This is a genomic window from Streptomyces albofaciens JCM 4342, assembly GCF_008634025.1.
Taxonomy (GTDB): Bacteria; Actinomycetota; Actinomycetes; order Streptomycetales; family Streptomycetaceae; genus Streptomyces; species Streptomyces albofaciens.
The window spans coordinates 3,267,847-3,291,983 of the sequence record NZ_PDCM01000002.1 but is presented as its reverse complement, the minus strand read 5'-3'; the positions used below and the strand labels follow the sequence as shown (position 1 = coordinate 3,291,983).

Annotated in this window: 23 protein-coding genes; 17 read left to right on the top strand and 6 right to left on the bottom strand. The window is 73.9% G+C overall.

Annotated features, from left to right (window positions below):
- Positions 1-279 precede the first annotated feature (279 nt).
- Entirely contained in the window at positions 280-1,269 is a 990-nt protein-coding gene (locus CP973_RS34185) for a hypothetical protein (protein ID WP_150247747.1), read from the top strand.
- A gap of 25 nt (positions 1,270-1,294) precedes the next feature.
- Here the strand turns inward: CP973_RS34185 and CP973_RS34180 are convergent, their stop codons facing one another.
- A complete protein-coding gene (locus CP973_RS34180) occupies positions 1,295-3,457 on the bottom strand; it encodes a S9 family peptidase (protein ID WP_150247745.1) in 2,163 nt (720 codons plus the stop codon).
- Between the two features lie 232 nt (positions 3,458-3,689).
- On the opposite strand from CP973_RS34180, the gene CP973_RS34175 reads away from it, so the two are divergent.
- The 10 genes from CP973_RS34175 (at position 3,690) to CP973_RS34130 (ending at position 14,340) form a co-directional block, all read left to right on the top strand.
- Positions 3,690-3,884, top strand: a complete 195-nt coding sequence (locus tag CP973_RS34175; protein WP_003982289.1) for a hypothetical protein — start codon at positions 3,690-3,692, stop codon at positions 3,882-3,884.
- Between the two features lie 170 nt (positions 3,885-4,054).
- A complete protein-coding gene (mshB, locus tag CP973_RS34170) occupies positions 4,055-4,993 on the top strand; it encodes an N-acetyl-1-D-myo-inositol-2-amino-2-deoxy-alpha-D-glucopyranoside deacetylase (RefSeq protein WP_150247743.1) in 939 nt (312 codons plus the stop codon).
- The gene (locus CP973_RS34165) at positions 4,990-5,505 is read left to right on the top strand and encodes a DUF6113 family protein (protein ID WP_150247741.1); all 516 of its coding nucleotides are present in this window, start codon (positions 4,990-4,992) and stop codon (positions 5,503-5,505) included. The genes mshB and CP973_RS34165 overlap by 4 nt, the downstream gene beginning before the upstream one ends.
- Before the next feature lie 164 nt (positions 5,506-5,669).
- A complete protein-coding gene (locus CP973_RS34160) occupies positions 5,670-7,811 on the top strand; it encodes a hypothetical protein (protein ID WP_150247739.1) in 2,142 nt (713 codons plus the stop codon).
- 249 nt (positions 7,812-8,060) lie between these two features.
- A complete protein-coding gene (locus CP973_RS34155) occupies positions 8,061-9,299 on the top strand; it encodes a serine hydrolase domain-containing protein (protein WP_150247737.1) in 1,239 nt (412 codons plus the stop codon).
- 101 nt (positions 9,300-9,400) lie between these two features.
- A complete protein-coding gene (locus CP973_RS34150; protein WP_150247735.1) occupies positions 9,401-10,360 on the top strand; it encodes an ABC transporter ATP-binding protein in 960 nt (319 codons plus the stop codon).
- Positions 10,357-11,094: an ABC transporter permease gene (locus CP973_RS34145; protein ID WP_150247733.1), complete on the top strand. Its 738-nt coding sequence runs from the start codon at positions 10,357-10,359 to the stop codon at positions 11,092-11,094. The genes CP973_RS34150 and CP973_RS34145 overlap by 4 nt, the downstream gene beginning before the upstream one ends.
- Positions 11,091-12,341 carry a sensor histidine kinase gene (locus CP973_RS34140; protein ID WP_150247731.1) on the top strand — a complete coding sequence of 417 codons (1,251 nt, stop codon included), beginning with the start codon at positions 11,091-11,093 and terminating at the stop codon, positions 12,339-12,341. The genes CP973_RS34145 and CP973_RS34140 overlap by 4 nt, the downstream gene beginning before the upstream one ends.
- 70 nt (positions 12,342-12,411) lie before the next feature.
- Complete coding sequence (locus CP973_RS34135) at positions 12,412-13,050, top strand: response regulator transcription factor (protein ID WP_150247729.1); 639 nt, start codon at positions 12,412-12,414, stop codon at positions 13,048-13,050.
- A 123-nt stretch (positions 13,051-13,173) separates the two neighbouring features.
- Positions 13,174-14,340 (top strand): PP2C family protein-serine/threonine phosphatase, encoded by a 1,167-nt coding sequence (locus CP973_RS34130; RefSeq protein WP_244410185.1) that lies wholly within the window; start codon positions 13,174-13,176, stop codon positions 14,338-14,340.
- On the opposite strand, the gene CP973_RS34125 is transcribed toward CP973_RS34130, so the two are convergent.
- On the bottom strand, positions 14,307-15,182 hold the full coding sequence (locus tag CP973_RS34125; protein WP_150250681.1) for a transglutaminase family protein: 876 nt from the start codon (positions 15,180-15,182) through the stop codon (positions 14,307-14,309). The genes CP973_RS34130 and CP973_RS34125 overlap by 34 nt on opposite strands.
- Positions 15,179-16,189 (bottom strand): GNAT family N-acetyltransferase, encoded by a 1,011-nt coding sequence (locus CP973_RS34120; RefSeq protein WP_150247727.1) that lies wholly within the window; start codon positions 16,187-16,189, stop codon positions 15,179-15,181. The genes CP973_RS34125 and CP973_RS34120 overlap by 4 nt, the downstream gene beginning before the upstream one ends.
- 139 nt (positions 16,190-16,328) lie before the next feature.
- Between CP973_RS34120 and fdxA the strand changes: the two genes are divergently transcribed.
- Complete coding sequence (fdxA, locus tag CP973_RS34115; RefSeq protein ID WP_003985062.1) at positions 16,329-16,649, top strand: ferredoxin; 321 nt, start codon at positions 16,329-16,331, stop codon at positions 16,647-16,649.
- Positions 16,650-16,787: 138 nt separating this feature from the next.
- Positions 16,788-17,885, top strand: a complete 1,098-nt coding sequence (gene dapC, locus CP973_RS34110) for a succinyldiaminopimelate transaminase (protein WP_150247725.1) — start codon at positions 16,788-16,790, stop codon at positions 17,883-17,885.
- Positions 17,886-17,994: 109 nt separating this feature from the next.
- Here dapC and CP973_RS34105 read toward each other — a convergent pair whose 3' ends face one another.
- Entirely contained in the window at positions 17,995-18,561 is a 567-nt protein-coding gene (locus tag CP973_RS34105; RefSeq protein ID WP_150247723.1) for an ATP-binding protein, read from the bottom strand.
- Between the two features lie 459 nt (positions 18,562-19,020).
- Positions 19,021-20,043, bottom strand: coding sequence for a VldE C-terminal domain-containing protein (locus CP973_RS34100; protein WP_208853350.1), 1,023 nt, complete (start codon positions 20,041-20,043; stop codon positions 19,021-19,023).
- Positions 20,044-20,083: 40 nt separating this feature from the next.
- Between CP973_RS34100 and dapE the strand changes: the two genes are divergently transcribed.
- Both dapE and CP973_RS34090 read left to right on the top strand, forming a co-directional pair.
- Entirely contained in the window at positions 20,084-21,175 is a 1,092-nt protein-coding gene (gene dapE / locus CP973_RS34095) for a succinyl-diaminopimelate desuccinylase (protein ID WP_150247719.1), read from the top strand.
- A 111-nt stretch (positions 21,176-21,286) separates the two neighbouring features.
- Positions 21,287-22,039: an LOG family protein gene (locus CP973_RS34090; protein WP_150247717.1), complete on the top strand. Its 753-nt coding sequence runs from the start codon at positions 21,287-21,289 to the stop codon at positions 22,037-22,039.
- Positions 22,040-22,065: 26 nt separating this feature from the next.
- Here the strand turns inward: CP973_RS34090 and folP are convergent, their stop codons facing one another.
- A complete protein-coding gene (gene folP / locus CP973_RS34085) occupies positions 22,066-22,965 on the bottom strand; it encodes a dihydropteroate synthase (protein WP_150247715.1) in 900 nt (299 codons plus the stop codon).
- Between the two features lie 84 nt (positions 22,966-23,049).
- Here folP and CP973_RS34080 point away from each other — a divergent pair, with 84 nt between their 5' ends.
- Both CP973_RS34080 and CP973_RS34075 read left to right on the top strand, forming a co-directional pair.
- Complete coding sequence (locus CP973_RS34080) at positions 23,050-23,472, top strand: cell division protein DivIVA (RefSeq protein ID WP_150247713.1); 423 nt, start codon at positions 23,050-23,052, stop codon at positions 23,470-23,472.
- Positions 23,469-24,077: a DNA-3-methyladenine glycosylase I gene (locus CP973_RS34075; RefSeq protein WP_150247712.1), complete on the top strand. Its 609-nt coding sequence runs from the start codon at positions 23,469-23,471 to the stop codon at positions 24,075-24,077. The genes CP973_RS34080 and CP973_RS34075 overlap by 4 nt, the downstream gene beginning before the upstream one ends.
- Positions 24,078-24,137: the final 60 nt, after the last annotated feature.

The following is a 24,137-nucleotide window of genomic DNA, read 5'->3' as shown; positions in this document are numbered from 1 at the left end:
AGCGTGCTTGACAGACATGCGCGGTGTACGGCATGGGTGACATATCGTGCCCAACGTCTTTAACGTCGGGGCAACTTGACGGACGTCGCGCCGATATACGGACGCGCCATTCTCGAAAGCGTACGGCCGTGCGGGTGCCGTGAACCGGCCGGGGCGGGCCCGTGCCCACCCCGGCCGGGAGCGTGCCGGGCCGCCGTCCGCCGTCTGCTGCCGCACTGTTGTCCCGGTGCGGTGAGTGGAGTAGACCTGTCCGTGCGGGGGCAGGGGGTGGGCCACGTCATGGGGCGGAGAAGGGCTCGCGCGCGCGGCGCCGGGGGGTTCGCCGTACTGCTGTGCGCGTTACTGGCCCTGCCGTGTGCCGCGTGGGCCGCTCGTGACCTGTGGATCGCCGAACGCGCCGTGGACGTATGGTGGTTGTGGGCCGGGGAGCCGGTCCGGCCGCACGGGCCGCCGACGTGGGCGACCACGCTGCTCGACCCGCTGCTGCTGCTCGGCTACCTCTGCGTGGCGGCGGCCGTGCTGCGCCGGGCGCCGTCCGCCCCCTGCGCGCTGACCGCGATGGCGGCCGTGACGCTGCTGTTCCGCCTGCCGCTGCTGCGCACCCTGGGCGGTGAGCGGCTGTCCGGCCCGGAACCGGGCGTCAGGGAATGGGTGCTGATCACGGCCGGTGCCGCACTTCTGCTGAGCGTGCTCCTGCTGATCGCCGCCTCGGCCGGCCGGCACGGCACCGGCCGCCCGCCCGGCCGCCTGCGCCTCGGTCCCGCCGTGTCGGCCGCCCTGCTGCTGGTCGGCGCCGGACTGGTACTGGCAGGCCGGCAGGCGTACTGGATACGCGAGTTGGGGTGGCCGCTGTACTGGGCCGACGTCATCGGAAGCACCGGAACCTTCCGCTCCCTGCTACAGCCGCCGCCCAACTGGTACCTGCTGTCACTCGTGCTGCTGGCCCTGGTGTCGGCCGTCGGTGTCGCCCAACGTGCCGTATCGGTGCGCCCGTTGGGCATGCTGACCGCTGCGCTGCTGCTGGCGCACGGCGCCGCGGGACTGGCGGCCGAGCAGCGCGCGGGACTGCTCGGCCGTCTCTCCACCCTGCCCGCATCACGCCAACTGGAGGTCGCCAGTTCGGCGTTCATAGCCCTGGCCGGGCTGGTGGCGTTGGCCGTACTGGCGCGCGCGGTCGACGGCAGACGCTCTCGCGGTCCGGAGGCGGGGCCGGTGCCGCCGGGCTTCACGCCACCGGCCCCGCCGTCGAAGCTGCCGCCGCACTGGTGAGCGCGCTACGGGCGGCCCGCCGGGCTCACCGCATGCCCAGCGACCGCTTGAGGAAGTCGACCTGCAGCAGCAGGAGGTTCTCGGCGACCTGTTCCTGCGGTGTCATGTGGGTGACGCCCGACAGTGGCAGCACCTCGTGGGGGCGGCCGGCGGCCAGCAGGGCCGAGGAGAGGCGCAGGGAGTGCGCCACGACCACGTTGTCGTCGGCGAGACCGTGCACGATCATCATCGGGCGGTGCGGCTCCGCCGCGTCCACCAGGCCGTCGTCGCCGACCAGCGAGTTGGCGGTGTAGCGGGCCGGGTCCTCGTCCGGGTGGCCCAGGTAGCGCTCCGTGTAGTGGGTGTCGTACAGGCGCTGGTCGGTGACCGGGGCGCCCACGACGGCGGCGTGGAAGACGTCGGGGCGGCGCAGCACCGCCAGCCCCGCCAGGTAGCCGCCGAACGACCAGCCCCGGATCGCCACCCGGTCCAGGTCCAGCGGGAACCGCCCGGCCAGCCCGTGCAGCGCGTCGATCTGGTCCTGGAGGACCACCGCGGCGAGGTCGTGGTGGACGGCCTTCTCCCAGTCGGGGGAGCGGCCCGGGGTGCCGCGCCCGTCCGCGACGACCACCGCGAAACCCTGGTCGGCGAACCACTGCGACGTCAGATGGGCGTTGTGCGCGGCCACCACCCGCTGCGCGTGCGGACCGCCGTACGGGTCCATGAGCACCGGCAGCGGCCCGTCGCCCTCCTCGTAACCGGTCGGCAGCACCACCGCGCACGGGATGCGCCGCTCGCCCGCGAGGACCAGCCGCGGGCTGGTGGCCAGCACCGGGACCTCGGCGTACGAGCCGATCCCGGCCAGCCAGGTCTCGCCGCCGTCCGCCTCCAGGCGCACCACCTCCGTCTGCGCCCCCGGCCGCTCCAGGCACACGTGGGAGAGCACCGCGACGGAGCCGCCGCGCACCGCGGAGGACACCGACGGGTACGGGCGCCGCCCGACCCGCTCCCAGCCGCCCTGGTCGCCGCTGCCCCGGTACCAGGCGCGGTAGACGCCGATGTCGTGCAGGTCCTCCGCGCTCGCCGTGAACAGCACGTCGTCCTCGCCGATGTCCAGGACGGCGCGGACGTGCAGCGGCGCGGCGGTCAGCGCCCGGTCGCCGACGAACAGGCGGCGCGCGCCGCCCTCGTCCGCGATGCGCACCAGGCGGCCGTCCGGCGTCCAGGCGGGCGCCCCGGCGGCCAGTTCGACCCACCGCGGGTCCTCGTCGGCGTGCAGGGTGCTGGTGGCGCCGGTCTTGGTGTCGACGGTCAGGTAGCGCTGCGCGCGCTGGTCGCGGGACTGGACGAGCAGGAGGGGCGGACCGGCGGCGGACCAGTGCACCCGCGCCAGGTACGGGTAACGCTCCCGGTCCCACGTCACGTCCGTGCGCGAGCCGTCCAGGCCGAGCAGGGCGAGGCCCACCCCGGCGTTGGGGGTGCCGGCCGCCGGATAGGCGACCTGCGCCGGTTCCCGGTCCGGGTGCGCGGGGTCGGCGATCCACCAGCGCCGTACGGGGGCGTCGTCCACCCGCGCGGCCAGCACGCGGTCGCTGTCCGGCGACCACCAGAAGCCGCGGTACCGGCCCATCTCCTCGGCCGCGATGAACTCCGCCAGACCCCAGGTGACGTGCGGACCGTCCGGCTCGGCGAGCGAACGGTCGCCCGCGCCGTCCGCCTGCCGCTCCGGCCCGTCGGCCGGTACGACCCGCAGCCGGCCCTGCGACACATACGCGATGTGCCGCCCGTCGGGCGACGGCCGGGGGTCCACCACCGGCCCCGGCACGGACAGTTCACGGGCCGTGCCGGCGCGCAGCTCGGCGGTGAACAGACGGCCCGAGAGGGTGAAGGCGGCGAGTTCCACGGCGGCGTCGACGGCGTACCCCACCACCCCGGACGATCCCTCGCGCGTGCGTTCGCGGCGCGCCCGCTCCTCGGCGGAGAGCTCCTCGTCCGCGCCGGCGAGCAGCGTCCGGGGGTCGGCGGCGGCGTACTCCCGCCCCTCGTCGAGATCCAGCACCCACAGCAGATTCGCTCGATCGGTGCCCGTACGGGAACGGAGGAAGGCGACGCGCGAGCCGTCCGGCGCGACCGCGAAGCCGCGTGGCGCGCCCAGCGAGAAGCGCTGGGTCCGGGCGTGCTGCCGGGGAAAGGAGAGCTGTCCGGTCATGCGGACGAGCCTACGGGGCGGGACGCGGGCGCGGCGGGACTCGCGATGATCGCGTGCGCCCCCGTTCTGCTCCCGTGCACCGACATATGCGCGAGCGTGGAAAGTTATGATCCCTTCCGCGGAGTGGGTAAGGGAGTGGAGCGTGACTTCCCCGTGCCCGCGGGGCCGTCGGCCGTCGGTCCCGCACCGTCCCAACGCTGTCCGGACCGTGCGTACTTGGAGGTGAGCCGCCGTGGCACTGACGATTTCGGCGGTGGTGCTGCTGGCGATCATCGTCTTCCTGCTCGTCAAGAAGTCCGGGCTGAAGACGGGGCATGCGCTGGTGTGCATGCTGCTCGGGTTCTATCTGGCCAGCTCGTCGATCGGCCCGACCATCAAGCAGATGACGACGAACATCGCGGGCATGCTCAACGGCATCAAGTTCTAGCCGCTCCGCCGCGCGTTCCGGCCGCCACCCGGCGCGTTCCGGCCGCTTCCGCACCCCTTCCGCCGGTGCCCGCCGGTCACGGGCGGTGAGCGGGCGCTCCTGCCGGGGGGCGGGCCGGGCGGGCCGGATCGGATGCTGAGTCCCGGCCACCCGGCTCGTACGCTGTTCCCATGACCGACCTTCCCGCCCGCCGGCTGCTGCTCGTGCACGCGCACCCGGACGACGAGTCCATCAACAATGGCGCCACGATGGCCAAGTACGCGGACGAGGGTGCCCTGGTCACGCTCGTGACCTGCACCCGGGGCGAGGAGGGCGAGGTCATCCCGCCGGAGCTGGCCCACCTGGCGCCGGACCGCGACGACACGCTGGGCCCGTACCGGGTCGAGGAACTGGCCGCCGCCATGGCGGCGCTCGGGGTCACCGACCACCGCTTCCTCGGCGGCGCGGGCCGCTACCGCGACTCCGGGATGATGGGCGCGCCGCAGAACGGGCGGCCGGGCGCCTTCTGGGGCGCCGACCTCGACGAGGCCGCCGGGCACCTGGTCGCCGTGGTCCGCGAGGTACGGCCGCAGGTGCTGGTCACCTACGACGACAACGGCGGCTACGGCCACCCCGATCACATCAAGGCGCACCGCGTCGCGATGCGCGCCGCCGACCTCGCCGCCGACCCGGCCTTCCGCCCGGAGCTGGGCGCGCCGCACCGGATCGCCAAGATCTACTGGAACCGCAACCCGCGCTCGGCGGTCGAGGCGGGCTTCGCGCGGCTGCGCGCGGCGGGTCTGTCCTTCCCCGGCGTCGCCGAGGTGGACGATGTGCCGGGGGTCGTGGACGACGCCGTGGTGACCGCCTCGGTCGCCGGCGGTGAGCGGTACGGGGCCGCCAAAGCGGCGGCGATGCGGGCGCACGCGACGCAGATCGCCGTCGAGGGGCCCTTCTTCGCGCTCTCCAACGACCTGGGGCAGCCGCTGTTCGCCACCGAGCACTACCAGCTGGTGCGAGGTGTGTCCGGCGCCGCGGAAGGGCAACGCGAGGACGATCTCTTCGCGGGCGTACCGGACGACGAGGGGGACGAGGAGCGCAACGCGGACGAGAAGGAGAAGGCGGTATGAGCGGCGCGAAGAAGCGGACCAGGGCCACGACGGGCGGCAAGGGGCCCGCGGCGGGCACTCCGGCCGCCGCCGGGAGTGGCCGGAAAGCGGCGGCGGACGGCGGCACGGCGGGCAGGGCGCCCGGCACCGGCCTCGCCGCGCCGCTGAGCCCCGGCCGGGTGGCCGCTTACGTCCTGCTGCTCGTCCTCGGCGCGGTGGTGGCCATCGCGGGCGGGCTCGTCCAGGCCGCGTGGTTCCCCGGCGGACTGCTGCTGGCGCTGGCGGGGGCCGGCGGCCTCTTCTACGGGGGCGCGCGGGCGCTCGGCCGGACGGGTGGTGTGCTGGCGCCCGGCGCGGGCTGGCTGGTGACGGTGATCCTGCTCAGCGACTCCCGTCCCGAGGGCGACTTCCTCTTCGGCGCGAGCCCGGGCACGTATGTCTTCCTCGTCGGCGGCATCGCGCTGGCTGTGATCTGTGCCACCGGTTCGCAGATGCGGGCCAACGGTGCGCAAGCGGCCCGACTTGGCAGGTAGGAGCCGGTCGGATAGATCATTTTCGGAACCGCACGGCGGTCCGGGAGTGGGGCGTTGGGCCGCTCCCGGGGTACCCGCCCACGGTGGACAGTATGGTGGTGCGCGCCGCCGAGCCGCCCAAGCACCTTACTGACGAGCGGCGGAGCCAACCGGGAGAACCTGCTTTGAGTCGTGAATCTGACAGTTCGTCCTCCGGCGCCCAGGGGCGCGGCGGTGCCGCGTACCCGTCGGGGACACCGCCGTACGGCACGCCTCACTCCGAGGCGGACGACGTGGCGGCGGCCGACGCCGCGGCGAAGCCGGAGGAGCCGAAGACCGAGACCACGCTGACCACGCGGATCAAGATCAACATTCCGGGGTCCCGCCCCATCCCGCCGGTCGTCGTGCGCAAGCCCGTCGGCGAGGAGTCCGGCACGAACGGAGCGGCCGGTTCCGGTGCGTCCGGTGCATCCGGTACGTCTGGTGTGTCCCGCGCTTCCGGTGAGGGCGCCTCCGACGGCGGGTCCAAGGGCGCCGAGCGCACGGGCAGCACCCGCAAGCCCGAGGCGGCCGGTTCCGGCGGCGGCAAGAGCGCCCCGGCCGAGAAGACCAGTGACTGGTTCTCGCCCCGTAAGCCCGCGACGGCCGCCGCCGGTTCCCCGGCCGCGCCGCCCGCCGCTCCGGCGGCCTCGCCGGACCGGCCGGGCGCGACGGCGCCGCAGGCCCCGGCCCCCGGTTCGCAGCAGCGCCCGGACCTGCCGTTCTTCTCCGACGCGCCCGCGCCCGGCGGCGACTCGCCGTTCGACGCGGCCCCGTCGTCGCCGTTCGACGCGCCCGCCGCCCCGTTCGACGGGCCCGCGGGCCAGGGCGGGGCGAGCCCGTTCGACACTCCCGGCGGCTCCGGCCGTACGGACGGCCGCGGCGTCCCCACCGGTCCCGCCGGCCCCAGCGGCCCGACGGCCGGCCCGGCCACCGGCGGCGCGTCGTTCGACCGGCCGTCCGGCTTCCAGGCCCCGGGCGCGCTGGGCACGCCCGGCGGGCCCGCCGCGACCGACGACACGGCCGTCCTGACCCCGCAGCCCCCGGCCCCGCCCGCCGGAGCGGGCGGCGGCCTCGGCGTGACCGGCGGCATCGCGGGCGGTGTGCCGGGCGGCGGCACGGACGGCGGGGGCTTCTCCGGCGGCGCGCCCGCCGGCACCGGCCGCGGCGACCGTGACCAGCTGGCCGGCGACACCCTGGTCGGCGGCATCCCGGCGGTGCCCGCCGACGCCGCCCCGGCGTCCGGCGCGGCCTTCCCGCCCGGGCCGGGCGCGGACCAGGACACCCCGGCCCCGCCGCGCCCGAAGATCCCCGAGCCGATAAACCCGAAGAAGAAGGGCCGCAACAAGATCGTCCTGCTGGGCGTCGCGGTCGTCGTGCTCGCGGGTGTCGCGTACGGCGCGGGGCTGCTGCTCGACCACGCCGACGTCCCCACCGGGACCACCGCGCTGGGCGTGGACATCGGCGGCACCACGAAGGAAGAGGCCGTCAAGAAGCTCGAAGCGGCCGTCCAGAAGGCCCGTACCGAGCCGCTGAAGCTGACCGTGGACGGCAAGGAGCAGACGCTCGTGCCCGCCAAGGCCGGGCTGAACATCGACGTCCAGGCCACGGTCCGGGACGCCTCCGGCCGCGACTACAACCCGGTCTCCGTCATCAGCTCGCTGTTCGGCGGCACGCGGACCGCCAAGCCCGCGATGATCACCGACGACGAGAAGCTGGACAACGCGCTCAAGGCGGTCGCCGGGCCGGCGGGCGCCGCCAAGGACGGCGGCATCACCTTCGAGAACGGCAAGGCCGTGCCGCACTACGGCCAGCCCTACAAGGCGGTCGACGTCAAGGCGTCCAAGAGCAAGATCGAGCAGGCGTACCTGGACCGCGCCACCACCGGCAAGAACACCCCGGTGGTGCTGGCCGCCGTCGAACAGCGGCCGAAGGCGGACAAGGCGGCGGTCGACCGGGCGATGAAGGAGGTGGCCGAGCCGGCCGTCTCCGGCTGGGTCTACCTGTCGGCGGGCGGTGTCGAGGTGCCGTTCAGCCAGCGCTCCATCGGCGAGCTGCTGTCCTTCACCGTCGCCCAGGACGGCTCGCTCCAGCCGGTCATCGACCTGGCCAAGCTGGAGGAGAAGTACGGCCACGCCTTCGACAACGTGTCGATCGACGGCGGCTCCGGCAAGGTCAAGATGGCCCCGAAGCACGCCGCCGCGGCCCTTCAGCAGGCGCTGCGCAAGCCCGCGCCGCCCGCGCCGCAGAAGCGCGTCGCCAAGGTGGAGGGCGCGGTCACGGGCTGATACGCCGTCGGAGCGTCGCTCCGGGAGCGTCACGTCGAGCCGGTTCCGTACGACGGTACGGGACCGGCTCGACGGCGTGCCGTACGACGGTACGGGACCGGCTCGACGTCGTGCCGTACGACGGTACGGAGCCGGCTCGACGTCGTGCCGTACGCGACCGGCCCCGGCCGGACGCCTGCCGAAGGTGGGGTCGCGGCCCTTACTTTCGTCGCTACTGGGCGGTACCCGGCGCGCCATAGCGTCCCGGCCATGCCTTTCGAAAACAGCCGCTTGCGCAGCACCACCCGCGCCACCACCCGCACCACCGCCCTCGCCCTGGCGCTCACCGCCGTCCTGGCCACCGGGCCCGCCGCCGCGGCCACGGCCCCCGACCACCGTTCGGACGGCCACCGCGCGAACGGCCTCCGTTCGGACGGTCACCGGGCCACCCAGGACGCGCTGCGCGCCGTCGTCGAAAAGGGCGGTCTGCCCGGGGTGGCCGCCGAGGCTTGGGACGGGCGCGGCCGGTGGTTCGGCGCGGCCGGCCACGCGGACACCGGGACGCACCGGGAACGCACCCGCGCCGAGCACTTCCGCGCCGCCAGCATCACGAAGACCTTCATCGCCACCGTCCTCCTCCAACTGGAGGAGGAGGGCGCCCTGAGCCTGGACGACACCGTCGAGAAGTGGCTGCCGGGGGTGGTGCGCGGCAACGGCAACGACGGCCGCGCCATCACACTGCGCAGGCTGCTGAACCACACCAGCGGCCTCTTCAACTACACCAGCGACCCCGAGTTCGCGGACCGCACCTCCGGCCCCGGATTCCCCGCCCACCGCTACACCACCTACCGCCCCGCGGAACTGGTCGCCCTCGCCATGAAGCGGCCGCCGCGCGACACATCGGGCACGGCCTCGTACAGCAACACCAACTACGTCCTCGCCGGGATGGTCATCGAGAAGGTGACGGGACACGCGTACGCCCACGAGGTGCGGCGGCGCATCCTGACCCCCCTGAAGCTGCGCGAGACCTCCTTCCCCGGCACGCGCCCCCGGATGCCGCTCCCGCACCCCACCGCCTACTCACGGCTGCACCAGCGGCAGCCCGACGCGCCCGTCGTCGACGCGACCGAGCAGAACATGTCGTGGCTCGGCGCCGCGGGCGAGATCATCTCCACCACCGGTGATCTGAACACGTTCTTCCGGGCCCTGACCGGGGGCCGGCTGCTGGGCCCGGAGGCGACCCGCAAGATGTTCACCACCGTGCCCGCGGACGCCGCCGGCTGGCGCTACGGGCTCGGCATCGAGTCCGTCACCCTCTCCTGCGGCGTGACGGTGGTGGGCAAGACGGGCCGCGCCAACGGCTCGGTGTCCGGGGCCGTCGGGACCGCGGACGGCCGGCACCAGCTGACGTTCAACATCAACGGCGACTGGCTGGGCGACGCCTCCTCGTACGTGGGAGTGGTGGAGGCCGAGTTCTGCGGCGCGCGGAACGGTCAGGGCGCCCCCTGACCCCGGGCGGCCCCTAGGGGCCCCACCCATGACATCTGTCATGCCGGAGTCACGACACCCGACACTGCCGGGCGGACCCCCGCACCGGCAAGCTGGTGCACATGACGAGCACAGCCACCACCTCACCACCTGCCACCGGGCGCCGCACGGGGGCGGCGCCCGTTGTCAGCTTCCGTGAAGTCAGCAAGAGCTACGGTTCCGTGAAGGCGGTGGCCGACCTCGACCTGGAGCTGTACCCGGGCGAGACCGTCGCCCTGCTCGGCCCCAACGGCGCCGGCAAGTCCTCCACCCTCGACCTGCTGCTGGGCCTGCGCAATCCCGACACCGGCTCCGTTTCGCTGTTCGGCACCACCCCGCAGCGCGCCATCGAGCAGGGCAAGGTCGGCGCGATGCTGCAGAGCGGGGGCCTGATGGCCGGCGTCAAGGTCCGCGAACTGGTCCGGCTCGCCGCCGACCTGCACCCGCACGCCTATCCGGTCGACCGGATCCTGGAGACCGCCGGGATCACCGAGATCGCCGACCGGATGGTCGACAAGCTCTCCGGCGGCCAGGAGCAGCGGGTGCGGTTCGCGCTCGCCACGGCCGGCGCCAACGACCTGATCGTGCTGGACGAGCCGACGACCGGCATGGACGTCTCCTCCCGGCAGACCTTCTGGGGCACCATGCGCGCCCAGGCCCGGCAGGGCCGTACGGTGCTCTTCGCCACCCACTACCTCGAAGAGGCGGACGAGATCGCGGACCGCGTGATCGTGCTGCACCGCGGCCGGGTGCTGGCCGACGGCACCTCCGCCGAGATCAAGGCGCGGGCCGGCGCCCGCCGCATCGCCTTCGACCTGGACGCCCCGGCCGACCGCGAGGCGCTGCGCGGCCTGCCGTCCCTGACCTCGCTGGAGGTCTCCGGGCACACCGTGCGCATCCAGTCCCAGGACGCGGACGCGACCGTGCACGCCGTCTACGGCCTCGGTCTGTACCCGCGCAACCTGGAAGTGGCCGGACTCGGCCTGGAGCAGGCGTTCATCGCCATCACCGACGCAGCGACCGCCGAGGAGGCGGCACGATGACCACCCTGATCAAGCTGGAGATCGTCCGCGCCCTGCGGAACAAGAAGTTCATGTTCTTCTCGGTGATCTACCCGCCGGCGCTCTACCTGATCATCGCGGGCGGCGCCGACAGCACGCCGATCCCGGGCATGAAGCTGGACATGGGGCTGTACTACATGGTCGCCATGTCCGCGTTCGGCGCCATGACCGCCGTGCTCCTCGGCAACAGCGAGGCGATAGCCAAGGAGCGCGAGAAGGGCTGGGTGCGCCAGCTGCGGCTCACCGCGCTGCCCGGACGTGGCTATGTCGCCGCCAAGATGGCCTCCGCCGCGACGATCAGCCTGCCGTCGATCCTGCTCGTCCTGCTCGTCGGCGCCACGGTCAAGGGCGTACGCCTGGAGGCCTGGCAGTGGATCGCCATCCCCGTCGGCACCTGGCTCGGCAGCTTCGTCTTCGCCGCGCTCGGGGTGGCCATCGGCTACCTGGCCAGTGGCGACGCGGTCCGCCCCATTGCGATGATGGTGTACTTCGTGCTGGCGTTCCTCGGCGGACTGTGGATGCCGCTGACGATCCTGCCGCAGTGGGTGCAGAACATCGCGGAGTGGCTGCCCACCCACGCGTACGCCGCACTCGGCACCGCCGTCGAGGCGGGGAGCGCCCCGCACCTCAAGGACGTGGCCATCCTCGCCGGCTACCTGATCATCTTCGCCGGGAGCGCGGCCTGGCTCTATCGGAAGGACACGCGCACGGCATGACCGAGCCGGAGACCGAGACCAACCCGGCGATGTTCGGGGTGGCGCCCCGCACGCGCAAGCAGATGCTGACCAAGTGCATCTGGATCGTCATCTGGTTCCTGTACCTGACGGGTCCGATCGGGGACCTGGCCGAGGGCGACCTGTCCCCGGCGGACGAGGCACTGGGCTGGGCCGGTCTCCTGGCGTTCATCAGCCTGTACTTCGCGCTGCTCTTCCGGCACATGACGCACCGGCCGCTGCCGAGCGGCCTGGTCCGGGCGGCCGTGCTCGCCATCGTGGCGCTCGCCGCCCTGCTGTCCTGGGAGATCGGCCCGAACTGGCTGGTGCTTTTCACGTTCGCGTGCGTCTCGGTGGGCGTCACCCAGCCGTTCCGCATCTCGCGGTGGGCCATCCCCGCGCTGACCGCGACGCTCGTAGTGATCGGCTTCCGCTACTCGCAGGTGCAGGTCTACCTCTTCGCGTACGCCCTGCCCTGCCTGCTCAGCGGGTTCGCGATGGTCGGCGTGCAGCACATGGTCCGTACGATGCGGGAGCTGCGCGCCGCCCGCGAGGAGGTCGCCCGGCTCGCCGCCAACGAGGAGCGGCTGCGGCTCGCCCGCGACCTGCACGACCTCCTCGGCCACTCGCTCTCCCTGATCACGCTCAAGAGCGAGCTGGCCGGGCGGATGCTGCCCGGCAGCCCGGACGCCGCCGCCCAGCAGGTCGCCGACATCGAGCGGGTCAGCCGCCAGGCCCTGGTGGACGTCCGCGAGGCCGTCACCGGCTACCGGCGTCCCCGGCTCGCCGTCGAACTGGCCGGGGCCCGCGCCGCGCTGCGCACCGCCGCGATCACGGCGGACATCGACCCGGCCCTGGAACAGGAGCACCGGGGCCTGACGGCGGACGGCGAGGGCGCCCTGGCCTGGGCGCTGCGCGAGGCCGTCACCAATGTCGTACGGCACAGCGGCGCCGAGCGCTGCGAACTGCTGCTCACCGAGGAGTGGGAGGCCGACGAACGGCGCTATCTGTGCCTGTCCGTCATCGACGACGGCACCGGCCCGAAGCGCGGCGGCCACGACGGCAACGGCCTCAGCGGCCTGCGCGAACGCCTCGCCCTGGCCGACGGCCGCCTGGAGACGGGCACCGCACACCGCGGCCGTGGCTTCGCCCTGCGCGCCTACGTCCCGCTCGGCGCCGCGCCGCTGACCGGCACCGCCGCCCACGGCACGCACAGCCCGGCCACGGACCACAGCCCGTCCGGGGCCTAGGGACGGTCTCCGCCGCCCGCTCCGACCGCGCGCTGACCAGCACGTCCCGCCCGCTGGCTAGGGTTGGCGCATGACTGACCCCAGCAACGACCAGCCCCCGCAGAAAGTGCGTCTCCTCCTCGCCGAGGACCAGTCCATGGTCCGCGAAGCGCTGGCCGCGCTGCTGGGGCTGGAGCCGGACCTGGAGGTCGTGGCGCAGGCCGCGCGGGGTGACGAGGTCGTTGCCGCGGCGCGTGCGCAGCCTGTGGACGTGGCGCTGCTCGACATCGAGATGCCCGGTATCAGCGGGCTGGACGCCGCCGCCCTGCTGCGCGCCGAGTTCCCGAAGTTGAAGGTCGTCATCCTGACCACGTTCGGGCGGCCCGGCTACCTGCGCCGCGCGATGGAGTGCGGCGCCGACGCGTTCCTGGTCAAGGACGCACCGGCCGCGCAACTGGCGGACGCCGTGCGGCGGGTGCTGCGCGGCGAGCGGGTCATCGACCCGGCGCTCGCGGCGGCGGCCCTGGCCGACGGGGCGAACCCGCTCACCGACCGCGAGTGCGATGTGCTGCGCGCGGCGGCCGACGGCTCCACCAACGCCGAGATCGCCGCCGTCCTGAGTCTCTCCCAGGGCACCGTGCGCAACTACCTGTCCACCGCCATCCAGAAGACGGGCGCCCGCAACCGCGCCGAAGCCGTCCGTACGGCGGGCGACAAGGGCTGGCTGTAGCCCCACCGCGGCCCCACCGGCACCGTAAAGGCCCGGCCGCTGTAAGGAGTCTCACCCGCGCCACGGCTCCCACCAGGACTTTCGACCCTGGGCCGACCGGTCGGACGGGCGCACGCTGGAGGGGTGACGACTCTCCAGCGAACCCCGGCGCGTGACCGCGGTGTGGCGCTGCTGCTGGTCATCGTGACCCTGGCCATCACGCTGGCGGACGCGGTGTCCGGCCCGCAGCTGCACTTCGCCCTCTTCATGGGCATCGCGCCGCTGATCGCCGCGCTGCGCTGCCCCTACCGGTGGACCGCCGCGGTGGCCGCCGTGTACGTGCTGTGCCAGGCGTACATCCACGCCCGGCTGGTGCCGGACTGGTCCCTGGCCAGCAAGGCCGTCGGGATCTTCGGGGTGGTGCTGGTCGCCGTCTTCGCGCTGGTGCTGTGCCGGACGCGGCTGGAGCGGGAGGCGCTGTACGCCCGTACGAGCATGGTCGCCGACGCCGTGCAGCGGGAGATGCTGCGCGAGCTGCCGCTGACCGCCGGGCCGCTGGAGGCCTACGGCTTCTACGTCTCGGCCCAGGAGGGCGCGCGGGTCGGCGGGGACATCTACGAGGCGGTGGAGACACCGCACGGGCTGCGGCTGGTGATCGGCGACGTCCAGGGCAAGGGCATGCCCGCGATCGGCGCCGGGCACGAGGTGCTGGCCTCCTTCCGGGAGGCGGCCCACTACAAGGACACCCTCGAAGCCGTCGCCGAGCGCATGGAACAGGCGCTGTCCCGCTACAACGCCCGCTCCGCCGAGCGCGGCGGCCAGGAGCGGTTCGTCACCGCCCTGCTGCTGGAGGTGCGCGGGGAGGACGGCGCGAAGGTGCTCTCCTGCGGTCACATCCCGTACTACCTCGTACGGGACGGCCAGGTCACCGAGCGCACCGACGGCGAGGGCGGCCTGCCCCTGGGCCTGGGGTGGCTGACCGGCGAGACACGGCGGAGCGTGGCCGTCGAGCCGCTGGCGGACGACTGGGTCGTGCTGTGCACCGACGGCGTCACCGAGGCGCGCGGCGCGGACGGCGCGTTCTACCCGCTGGCCGACCGCCTGGCCCGCTGGACGCACCTGGAACCGGACGAGCTGGCGCGTACGCTCCGCGCCGACCTGGAGCGGTTCACCGGCGGGCGGCTGAAGGACGACGCGACCGTACTGATCGTGCGCCGCGGCCCGCACACCGCGCCGCGCGACGACGCGCGGGCCGCCGCGGACCGGGACACTCCGGATCAGTTGAGCATGGCCCGGGCCGCCGCGGCCTGACGGCGCAGCGCCGCGGCCGCGGCCGTATCGACCGCCTCGACCACCTGCGCGTACTCCTCCAGCTCGGCCGCGCCGCCCAGGAAGTCGCCGCGCTGGACGAGCAGTTGCGCGTGGTCGTGCCGCAGCCGCGCCGGATGGCTGGGCAGCAGCAGGGACAGCTCGATCGCCCACAGCTGTACGGCGCTGTGCTCCGGCCGGGCCGCCGCCCACGCCCGGATGTTGTTCAGGATGCGCAGCACGATCTCCAGCGGTTCGGCCGGCGCGAGCATCTGCTCGGTCAGCGGCGCCCCGGTCGCGCCCGCGACCAGCACCCCCGCGTCCTCGTCGGTCAGCAGCCGCCCGCCGTCGAAGGGATCGACGAGGACGTGCGCGCCGTACGGATCGCCGAAGCCGACGACGAAGTGCCCCGGCAGCGCCACCCCGTACACCGGCGCCCCGGCCCGCCGCGCGACCTCCAGCCACACCACCGACAGCAGGATCGGCAGGCCCCGCCGGCGCCGCAGCACCTCGTGCAGCAGCGACGACTCCAGGCGCCGGTAGTCGGCGGGCGTGCCCCGGAAGCCGAGGCGCGCGCCGAGCAGTTCGGCGACGTTGCGGGCCCAGGGGCGCGGGCCGCCGGCCGGGGCGAACGGCAGCTGCCCGGCCAGCGCGTCCAGTTCGATCTGGACCGCGTCCGCGCCCGCCTCGTCGAGCGCGGGGTCGGCCTCCGCCGCGATCAGCAGACACAGCCGGGCCAGGTCGGGGCGCTCGTCACGCGCGGCCTCGGCGAACCGCCGCCGCCGTTCGGCGGACGCGCCGTCCCCGTCCGGCTCCGGATGCCCGCGCGGCTCGTACCCGTTCAGCTCGGGCCTCCCTGAGTGGCGCGCCAGTGGTGGTAGTGGTGGTGGGTGACGAAGCCCAGCCCGTCGTAGAGCGCGCGGGCGTCCCGGTTGTCCGTCTCCACCTGGAGGTACGCGGCCGAAGCGCCCTCGTGCAGCGCCTTGCGGGCCAGCGCCGCCATCACGGCGGAGGCCAGCCCGCGCCGCCGGTGCTCCGCGGCCACCTCGACGGCCGCGAACCCGGCCCACCGCCCGTCCACCACGCACCGCCCGATCGCGATCACCTCGCCCGCCTCGTCCGGCACGCTCGCGAACCACACGGACGGGCCGCCGTGCAGCACCTTGAGCACGTCGGGTCCCGGCTCGGCGGACCGCTGGTAGCGGCGCAGCCACCCGGCGCCGATCTCCCGAGAGAGGGCCACCCGGGAGACGTCCGCGTCCAGGTCGCCGACCGGGGCCAGCGCCGCGATCCGCAGCTCCGCCGTCACCTCGCGCGTCCAGCCACGGCGGTCCAGTTCGGCCGCCAGCTGCTCCTGGGTGCCCGGCGCACCCGTACTGACCTGGATGTACGCGGGCAGCGAGCGCTCCGCGTACCAGGCGCGGACCCGCTCCAGCGCGGTGTCCAGCGGCAGTCCCGGATCGCCCATGGCCGCCACCGAGTTGGCCCGCCGGGTGAAGCCGCCGCTCGCCCGCAACCGCCATTCGCCCAGCCACGCGCTCTCCACCGGCGGCCAGCCGCGGGCGGCCACCCGCTCCAGCTCCGGGGCGCTCGTCGCGGGGGAGCGGCGGCGGGCCGGAGCGGCGGGCACCGTTTTGCCCGCGACCAGCGTGGCCTCGGGAATCCGGACGGTCTCTCCGTTCCGGCGTGTGATGCTCAGCACACCCTTGTCCCAGGATGTGAGAACACCCACCGTGTCGGTGAACTTCGCGGACCCCTCGCCGGCACCGTCCAGACGCCGGACAGATACCCTTTTGCCCACGTCAGCACGGGTGATGTGGACCTCCAGCCGTCCGCCGGTAGTGAATTCCACGGCTCTACCCGCCCCTCTTGTTCGTCTCGTGCCCGGGAACGGAGATACTAGGTGCGGGCATCGACGACGCCGCGCTCCCGCGCGCCCCGCGGCGGAACTGCCAATCGGTCCGCCAGCCCTACCGAGGAGGAACGACAGCGTGACCTACGTCATCGCGCAGCCTTGTGTCGACGTCAAGGACAAGGCATGCATCGAGGAGTGCCCCGTCGACTGCATCTACGAGGGCTCCCGGTCCTTGTACATCCACCCGGACGAATGCGTCGACTGCGGCGCCTGCGAGCCGGTCTGCCCGGTCGAGGCGATCTTCTACGAGGACGACACCCCGGAGGAGTGGAAGGACTACTACAAGGCGAACGTGGAGTTCTTCGACGAGCTCGGCTCGCCCGGTGGTGCCAGCAAGCTGGGCCTGATCGAGCGCGACCACCCCTTCATCGCAGCGCTGCCGCCGCAGAACGGCTGAGCGGCCGCATGGCGCCGCCCCGGTCCCGTACGGCCGGCCGCCCCCGCGCGTAGGACGCGCGACGGGGTGCCGACGCCGCACGGGGCCGAGGCGTTTTCGGCCCTGTGGGTCCTGAGGAACGTGAGGAAAGAGAGCAACGTGGGCACCGTTTCGTCCCGTCTTCCGGTCTTCCCCTGGGACCGGCTGGAGCCGTACAAGACCACGGCGGCCGCGCATGCCGACGGCATCGTGGACCTGTCCGTGGGCACTCCGGTCGATCCCGTGCCCGCGCTGGTCCGAAAGGCCCTCACGGACGCCGCCGACAGCCCCGGCTATCCGACGGTCTGGGGCACCGCAGCGCTGCGCGACGCGCTCACCGGCTGGGCGGAGCGGCGCCTGGGCGCCACCGGCCTGGCCCACACGAACGTCCTGCCGGTCGTCGGCTCCAAGGAACTGGTCGCCTGGCTGCCGACCCAGCTCGGCCTGGGCGCCGGCGACCGCGTCGCCCACCCGCGCCTGGCCTACCCGACGTACGAGGTCGGCGCGCGCCTGGCCGGCGCCGAGCCCGTCGTCTACGACGACCCCTGGGACCTGGACCCGGCCGGCCTCAAGCTGCTGTGGCTCAACTCGCCGTCCAACCCCACCGGCCGCGTGCTCGGCGCCGAGGAACTGCGCCGCACCGTCGCCTGGGCACGCGAGCACGGCGTCCTGGTCTTCAGCGACGAGTGCTACATCGAGCTGGGCTGGGAGACCGACCCGGTCTCCGTCCTGCACCCGGACGTCTGCGGCGGCTCGTACGACGGCATCGTCTCCGTCCACTCGCTGTCCAAGCGCTCCAACCTGGCCGGCTACCGCGCCGCGTTCCTCGCGGGCGACGCCGCCGTCCTCGGCGAGCTGCTCCAGATCCGCAAGCACGGCGGCATGATGATCCCCGCGCCCGTGCAGGCCGCCACGGTCGCGGCGCTCGGCGACACCGAGCACGTCGGCGAGCAGCGCGAGCGCTACGCCCGCCGCCGTACGGCCCTGCGCGAGGCCCTGGAGGCCGCCGGCTTCCGCATCGAGCACAGCGAGGCGTCCCTCTACCTGTGGGCCACGCGCGACGAGTCGTGCTGGGACACCGTCGCCGACCTCGCCAAGCGCGGTATCCTCGTCGCGCCCGGCGACTTCTACGGCACGGCGGGGGAGCGGTTCGTACGGGTCGCCTTCACGGCCACCGACGAGCGGGTGGACGCGGCCGTACGGCGCCTGGCGCAGTAAGCGCGCGTACGCGGGAAGCCCTGCGCGTACGAGGACCCCGCGCGCACGAAAGCCCGGGGCGGACGCCTTCCGTACGGCGTCCGCCCCGGGCTTCGTGCGCTGCGGCTCGTCAGCTGATCGGCAGCCCGTTCGACGGCAGCAGGTCCGAGGCCAGACCGCTGTCGCTGATGCCCTGGGCCAGGCCGTCGGCGGACACCGAGTCGGTCAGACCGTCGGTGGACAGGCCGTCGCCGGGCAGCGTCTCGGTGAGGCCGTCGGTCGGCAGGCCGTCCTCGGTGGCCGTGTGCAGGGTGTCGGTGAGGATGTCCCCCGCGCTGTCCGCGGTGTCGCCGGCGGCGTTGCTCGCCGCCTCCTTCGCGGCCGGGGCGGTCTCCTTGAGCGTCTTGCCGGTGGTCTTGCCGGCCGACTTGCTCAGCGCCGGGACGGCCTTGCGGACGACCTTGCTGCCCGCCTCGGCGGCGTTCCCGCCGGTCTCGCCGGCGAGGTCGCCGGCACCCTGCACCGCGCCGTCCGCGGCGTCGGCGAGGCTGGCGGTGTCCACCGCGGTCAGACCGCCCAGCTCGGTGGCCTTCGGCAGTTCCACGGCGCTCGCGGAGCCTGCCGCACCGACCACGGGGGCTGCGCCGGCGGCGACCAGCAGCGCGGCTCGGGCGATCCGGCGAAGGGGGAGGGACATGGTGCTCCTTGTCGGAGAGGGACTGGTTCTTCTGACAGACGTGCCGTGTCCGCCGGGCGGGGCGCGGAGGCTGCCGGGCGCACGACGTGACTACCGCGCCAGCCCCGGGAAGGTTGCGGCGCCGCCGGTAAAGAATCGGTGGGGTGTCACATAATCTGCTCCGGAGGAAACCGGGCAAAGGCCGCCGTACGCAGTACGGTGCGGAAACGTCACGCCCCCGTGTTCAAGCGGCTTCCACGCCGATCGGGTGACCCCGTCCACGGCGATGTCGTACCTCTGCGCCGGATTGACGGCGTTAACGCGAACGAGCGACCCGCCGGACGGCTGCTCGGTGACGCCGGGGCTGACGGCGGGACGGCCGTCCGGGTTACCGGCGCGGCGCACGGCAACGGCTCCCGCGACCGCCGGACGGCCGCGTCACGGCCGCGTCCCGGCCCCGGCGGCACCGCGCCGCCGCACTCACCGCCCGGTGACGATCCGTACGTCCGTACCCGAAGCCCGCGCCGCCGCGCCGGTCGCCTGCTGCCAGCCCTTCCCGGAATCGGCCGCGGACCACATCTTCCCGGCGTAGGAAATCTGCTCGATGCCCAATTCGCCGGAGTGGGCCATCGCCCAGGTGGCCAGCTCCCAGCCGCGGCGCTCGCCGCCGGCGCCGATCGCGTCCGACGCCGCCCCGCCGGCCTGCCCGGCGCCCGGCGTGCGGCGCGTCACCGCGTCCTCGTCCCCTTCGCCGCCGGACGGGCCCGGCAGCGCGGGCACCGTCAGCACCCGGCCGCCGTCCTCGTCGCCCCGGCCGCCGCCCGGCGCGGTCCCGTCCGTGCGCGGCAGCACGTCCGGACCGAACTCGCGCACCAGCTTCTCGCGCACCTGGGCCGTGCCGCCCGGGTGCTTCCCGTCCGCCGGGCGGTTCACCGAACAGGTCATCGCGGCCCCGTCGCGCCCGGTGAGCGCGCCGGTCAGCAGCGCGGCGTTCGGCTCGTGCTTGGCGTACGCCTGCGGGTAGCCGCTGCGCTGCACCTTCTGCGCGGCCACCGTCAGCGGCAGCCGCGAATAGCCCGGCACCTTGACCAGGTGGGTGTAGAACTCCCCGGCCGAATAGACCGGGTCCATGATCTGCTCGACCGTGCCCCAGTCCTGGGAGGGGCGCTGCTGGAAGAGGCCGACCGAATCCCGGTCGCCGAAGCCGATGTTGCGCAGCCCGGACTCCTGCATCGCGGTCGCCAGCGCGATCGTCACGGCCCGTTCCGGCAGCTTCCGCGCGGAGCCGACGGCCGCGATGGTGGCGGCGTTCGCGGCCTGCTCGGGCGAGATCTCGTACGGGGCGCCGCCGTCCGCGGACCGCACCGAACAGCGGGGCGCCCCCGGGCCGCCGGTGACGTACTGGACGACGAGGTACACGGCCAGCCCGACGAGCACGGCGAAGGCGGCGCCGATACGCAGGAGGCGCTTGCTGCGGGCGGGAGCGGTGGGCTGGGGGGACACGCCCCAACGGTACTGGAGGGCCGCCGGTAGGGTCGGACCCATGCAGCCCGCTACGCAGACCCCCGCACTGGACCTCTCCCGCGACGCGGCCGAGCTGACCGCGCAGCTCGTCGACATCCCGTCGGTCAGCCAGGACGAGAAGGTCCTCGCGGACGCCGTCGAGAACGCCCTGCGCGCGCTCCCGCACCTGACGGTGGAGCGGGACGGCAACTGCGTGGTCGCGCGCACGCACCAGGGCCACGCCGAGCGGGTCGTGCTGGCGGGCCACCTGGACACCGTGCCGATCGCCGGCAACGTGCCCTCGCGGCTCGACGAGGACGGCGTCCTGTGGGGCTGCGGCACCACCGACATGAAGTCCGGCGTCGCCGTACAGCTGCGCATCGCCGCCACCGTCCCCGCGCCCAACCGCGACCTGACCTTCGTCTTCTACGACGCGGAGGAGATCGCCGCCGAGTTCAACGGGCTCGGGCGGCTGGCCGAGGACCACCCGGACTGGCTGGCGGGCGACTTCGCCGTCCTGCTGGAGCCCTCGGACACCCAGGTCGAGGGCGGCTGCCAGGGCACGCTGCGGGTGCTGCTGCGCACCGCGGGCGAGCGGGCCCACTCGGCGCGCAGCTGGATGGGCAGCAACGCCGTCCACGCGGCGGCGCCGATCCTGGCCCGCCTGGCCGCCTACGAGCCGCGGCGCGCGGTGATCGACGGGCTCGAATACCGCGAGGGCCTGAACGCGGTGGGGATCGAGGGTGGCGTGGCCGGCAACGTCATCCCCGACGCCTGCACGGTCACCGTCAACTTCCGCTACGCGCCCGACCGCTCCGAGCAGGAGGCGCTCGACCACGTCCGCGAGGTCTTCGCGGACTGCGGCGTCGCCGAGATGATCGTCGACGACCACTCGCCGGGTGCGCTGCCGGGGCTGTCGCACCCCGCGGCCGTCGCGTTCATGGAGGCGGTCGGCGGCACCGCGAAGCCCAAGTTCGGCTGGACGGACGTCTCGCGGTTCAGCGCGCTGGGCGTGCCCGCCGTCAACTACGGCCCCGGGGACGCGCTGCTGGCGCACAAGAAGGACGAAAGGGTCGCCACCGACCGTATCCGGCACTGCGAGGAGCGCCTGCGGGCCTGGCTCACCGCCTGACCCGGGCGGCACACCTGTCGCGGCCGGCTCCCGGCAGCCGGAATTGCCCTGCCCGTCACCTGTGTCGATCTACCCTTGCCGGACACCGACCGGCAGCGGAGGGAGCACGATATGGCCATCCCCGAGGAAGAGCGGGCGTGGGAGGAACAGCGGCTGGGACCGGTGGTGCGCCGGCGCGATCAGGTGCAGCGGGGGACGACGGACCAGCGGCTGCTGGACACCGCCGAGGGCGACACGGACTGGGTGCACACCGACCCCTGGCGGGTCATGCGCATCCAGTCGGAGTTCGTGGAGGGCTTCGGCGCGCTGGCCGAACTCCCGAGCGCCATCAGCGTCTTCGGCTCGGCCCGTACGCCCGTCGGCTCGCCCGAGTACGAGACGGGCGTGGCCCTCGGCCGGGCGCTGGTGGAGGCCGGCTTCGCGGTGATCACCGGTGGCGGGCCCGGTGTGATGGAGGCCGCGAACCGGGGCGCCAGGGAGGCCAAGGGCGTCTCCGTCGGCCTGGGCATCGAGCTGCCCTTCGAACAGGGCATGAACCCGCACGTCGACATCGGCGTGAACTTCCGCTACTTCTTCGTCCGCAAGACGATGTTCGTGAAGTACGCGCAAGGGTTCGTCGTCCTGCCCGGCGGCATGGGCACCCTCGACGAGCTGTTCGAGGCGCTGACCCTCGTCCAGACGCGCAAGGTGACCCGCTTCCCGATCGTGCTCTTCGGCACGCAGTACTGGAGCGGCCTGGTCGACTGGCTCCGCGACACGGTCGTCGCCCAGGGCAAGGCCTCCGAGCACGACCTGCTGCTCTTCCACGTCACCGACGACGTGGAAGAGGCGGTCGCGCTGGTCTCCAAGGAGACCGGGAAGTAGCCGTACGGGCGACACGCCCGTACGGGTCAGGCGAGTCCCCGGCGGGCCACCGCCGGGGGCCGGTGTCCGGCGATCGAGGCCACCATCTCCAGCACCTGCCGGGTCTCGGCGACCTCGTGGACGCGGTAGACCTGCGCGCCCAGCCACGCCGACACCGCGGTCGTCGCCAGCGTGCCGAGCAGCCGCTCCTTGACCGGCTTGTCCAGCGTCTCGCCGACGAAGTCCTTGTTCGACAGCGAGACCAGCACCGGGAACGGGGTGTTCCCCGCCCGGTCGAAGCCGAGGTCGCCGGGGACGGCGGCGGTCATCTCGCCGAGCCGGCGCGTCGCCTCCAGGCTGTGCCGGGTGTTCTTCCCGAAGTCGTGCCCCGGGTCGATCATGATCGCGTCCCGGCGGACGCCCAGCTCCACCGCGCGCTCGGCCAGGCCCAGCGTCACCCGGAGGATGTCCGCCATCACGTCCTCGTACGCCACCCGGTGCGGGCGGGTCCGCGGCTGCACACCACCCGCATGGGTGCACACCAGGCCGGCGCCGTAGCGGGCCGCGACCTCGGCCAGCTTCGGGTCCACCCCGCCCCAGGCGTCGTTCAGCACATCGGCGCCGGCCTCGCAGACCGCCTCGGCCACGTCGTGCCGCCAGGTGTCCACGCTGATCACCACGTCCGGGTGGCGCCGGCGCACCTCGGCCACGAAGCCGACCGTGCGCCGGGCCTCCTCCTCGGCGCTGACCTCCGCGCCCGGTCCCGCCTTGACCCCGCCGATGTCGATGATCGCGGCGCCCTCGGCCACCGCCTGCTCCACCCGGGCGAGCGCGGGCTCGTCGCTGAAGGTGGCCCCCTGGTCGTAGAAGGAGTCCGGGGTCCTGTTCACGATCGCCATGATCACCGGTTCGTGCGCAGTGAATTCCCGATGGCCCAGCCGCAGCATCGCTTCTCCCTCTTCGTGGTCCGGCAGCGACCCTAACCGTCACACCCGCATGGCACGATCAGGGGCAACACATAGTTCGGGGAGATGGTCGTGTTCTGGTTCCTGCTGATCGCGATGGTCGCGGTGGTCGCCGCGGTCACGCTCGCCGTGGTCGGCGGCGGTGCGCAAGGCGGTCTCGGCGAGGCCGCGCCGGACCGGCTGTACGACCCGCTGCCCGCCGACCGGCCCGCCTCCCGGGCCGACGTGGAGGCGCTGCGCCTGGCGGTGTGCGTGCGCGGCTACCGGATGAACGACGTCGACGACGTCCTGGACCGGCTCGGCGCCGAGCTGGCCGAGCGGGACGCGCGGATCGCCGAGCTGGAGTCCGCCCTCGCGGGGGCGCACGCCGCGGCGATGGGCGCGCCCGGCCTGGTCGAGGGCGGGCCCGCCGGCCCGTCCGGGGAGCGGCCGGCCCAGGGGGAGGCCCCGGCGTCCGGGGACGAGGAAGAGGGGAAGACCACCCGATGACTTCAGTGATCACGGCCCCGGACGGGGTGCCGCGCTGCCCCTGGGGCATGGAGTCGGAGAAGATGGCCGACTACCGCACGTACCACGACACCGAGTGGGGCCTGCCGGTCCACGGCGACGACGCGCTGTTCGAGCGGATGAGCCTGGAGGCGTTCCAGTCCGGGCTGTCCTGGATCACGATCCTGCGCCGCCGCGAGGGCTTCCGGGCCGCGTTCGCGGACTTCCGGATCGAGGCGGTCGCCCGGTTCACCGAGGCGGATGCCGAGCGGCTGCTCACCGACCCCCGGATCGTGCGCAACCGCGCCAAGATCCATGCGGTGATCAACAACGCCCGGGTGGCGGCCGGACTGGCCCCGGGCGAGCTGGACCGGGTGATCTGGTCGTACGCTCCCGAGCGCGCCGCCCGGCCCGCGCCGCGCACCCTCGCCGACGTCGCGCCGGTCACCCCGGAGTCCACGGCGCTGGCCAAGGATCTGAAGAAGCGCGGTTTCCGCTTCGTCGGCCCCACCACGGCGTACGCCACCATGCAGGCGTGCGGCCTGGTCAACGACCACCTCGCGGACTGCCATGTGCGGGACGCGGTGGAGGCGGCGGCGGTGGGCTGAGAGCCCGTGCCATGACCCGGCCGGGCGGCGGGCGTCCGGCCGGGCCGTACGGGAACCGCG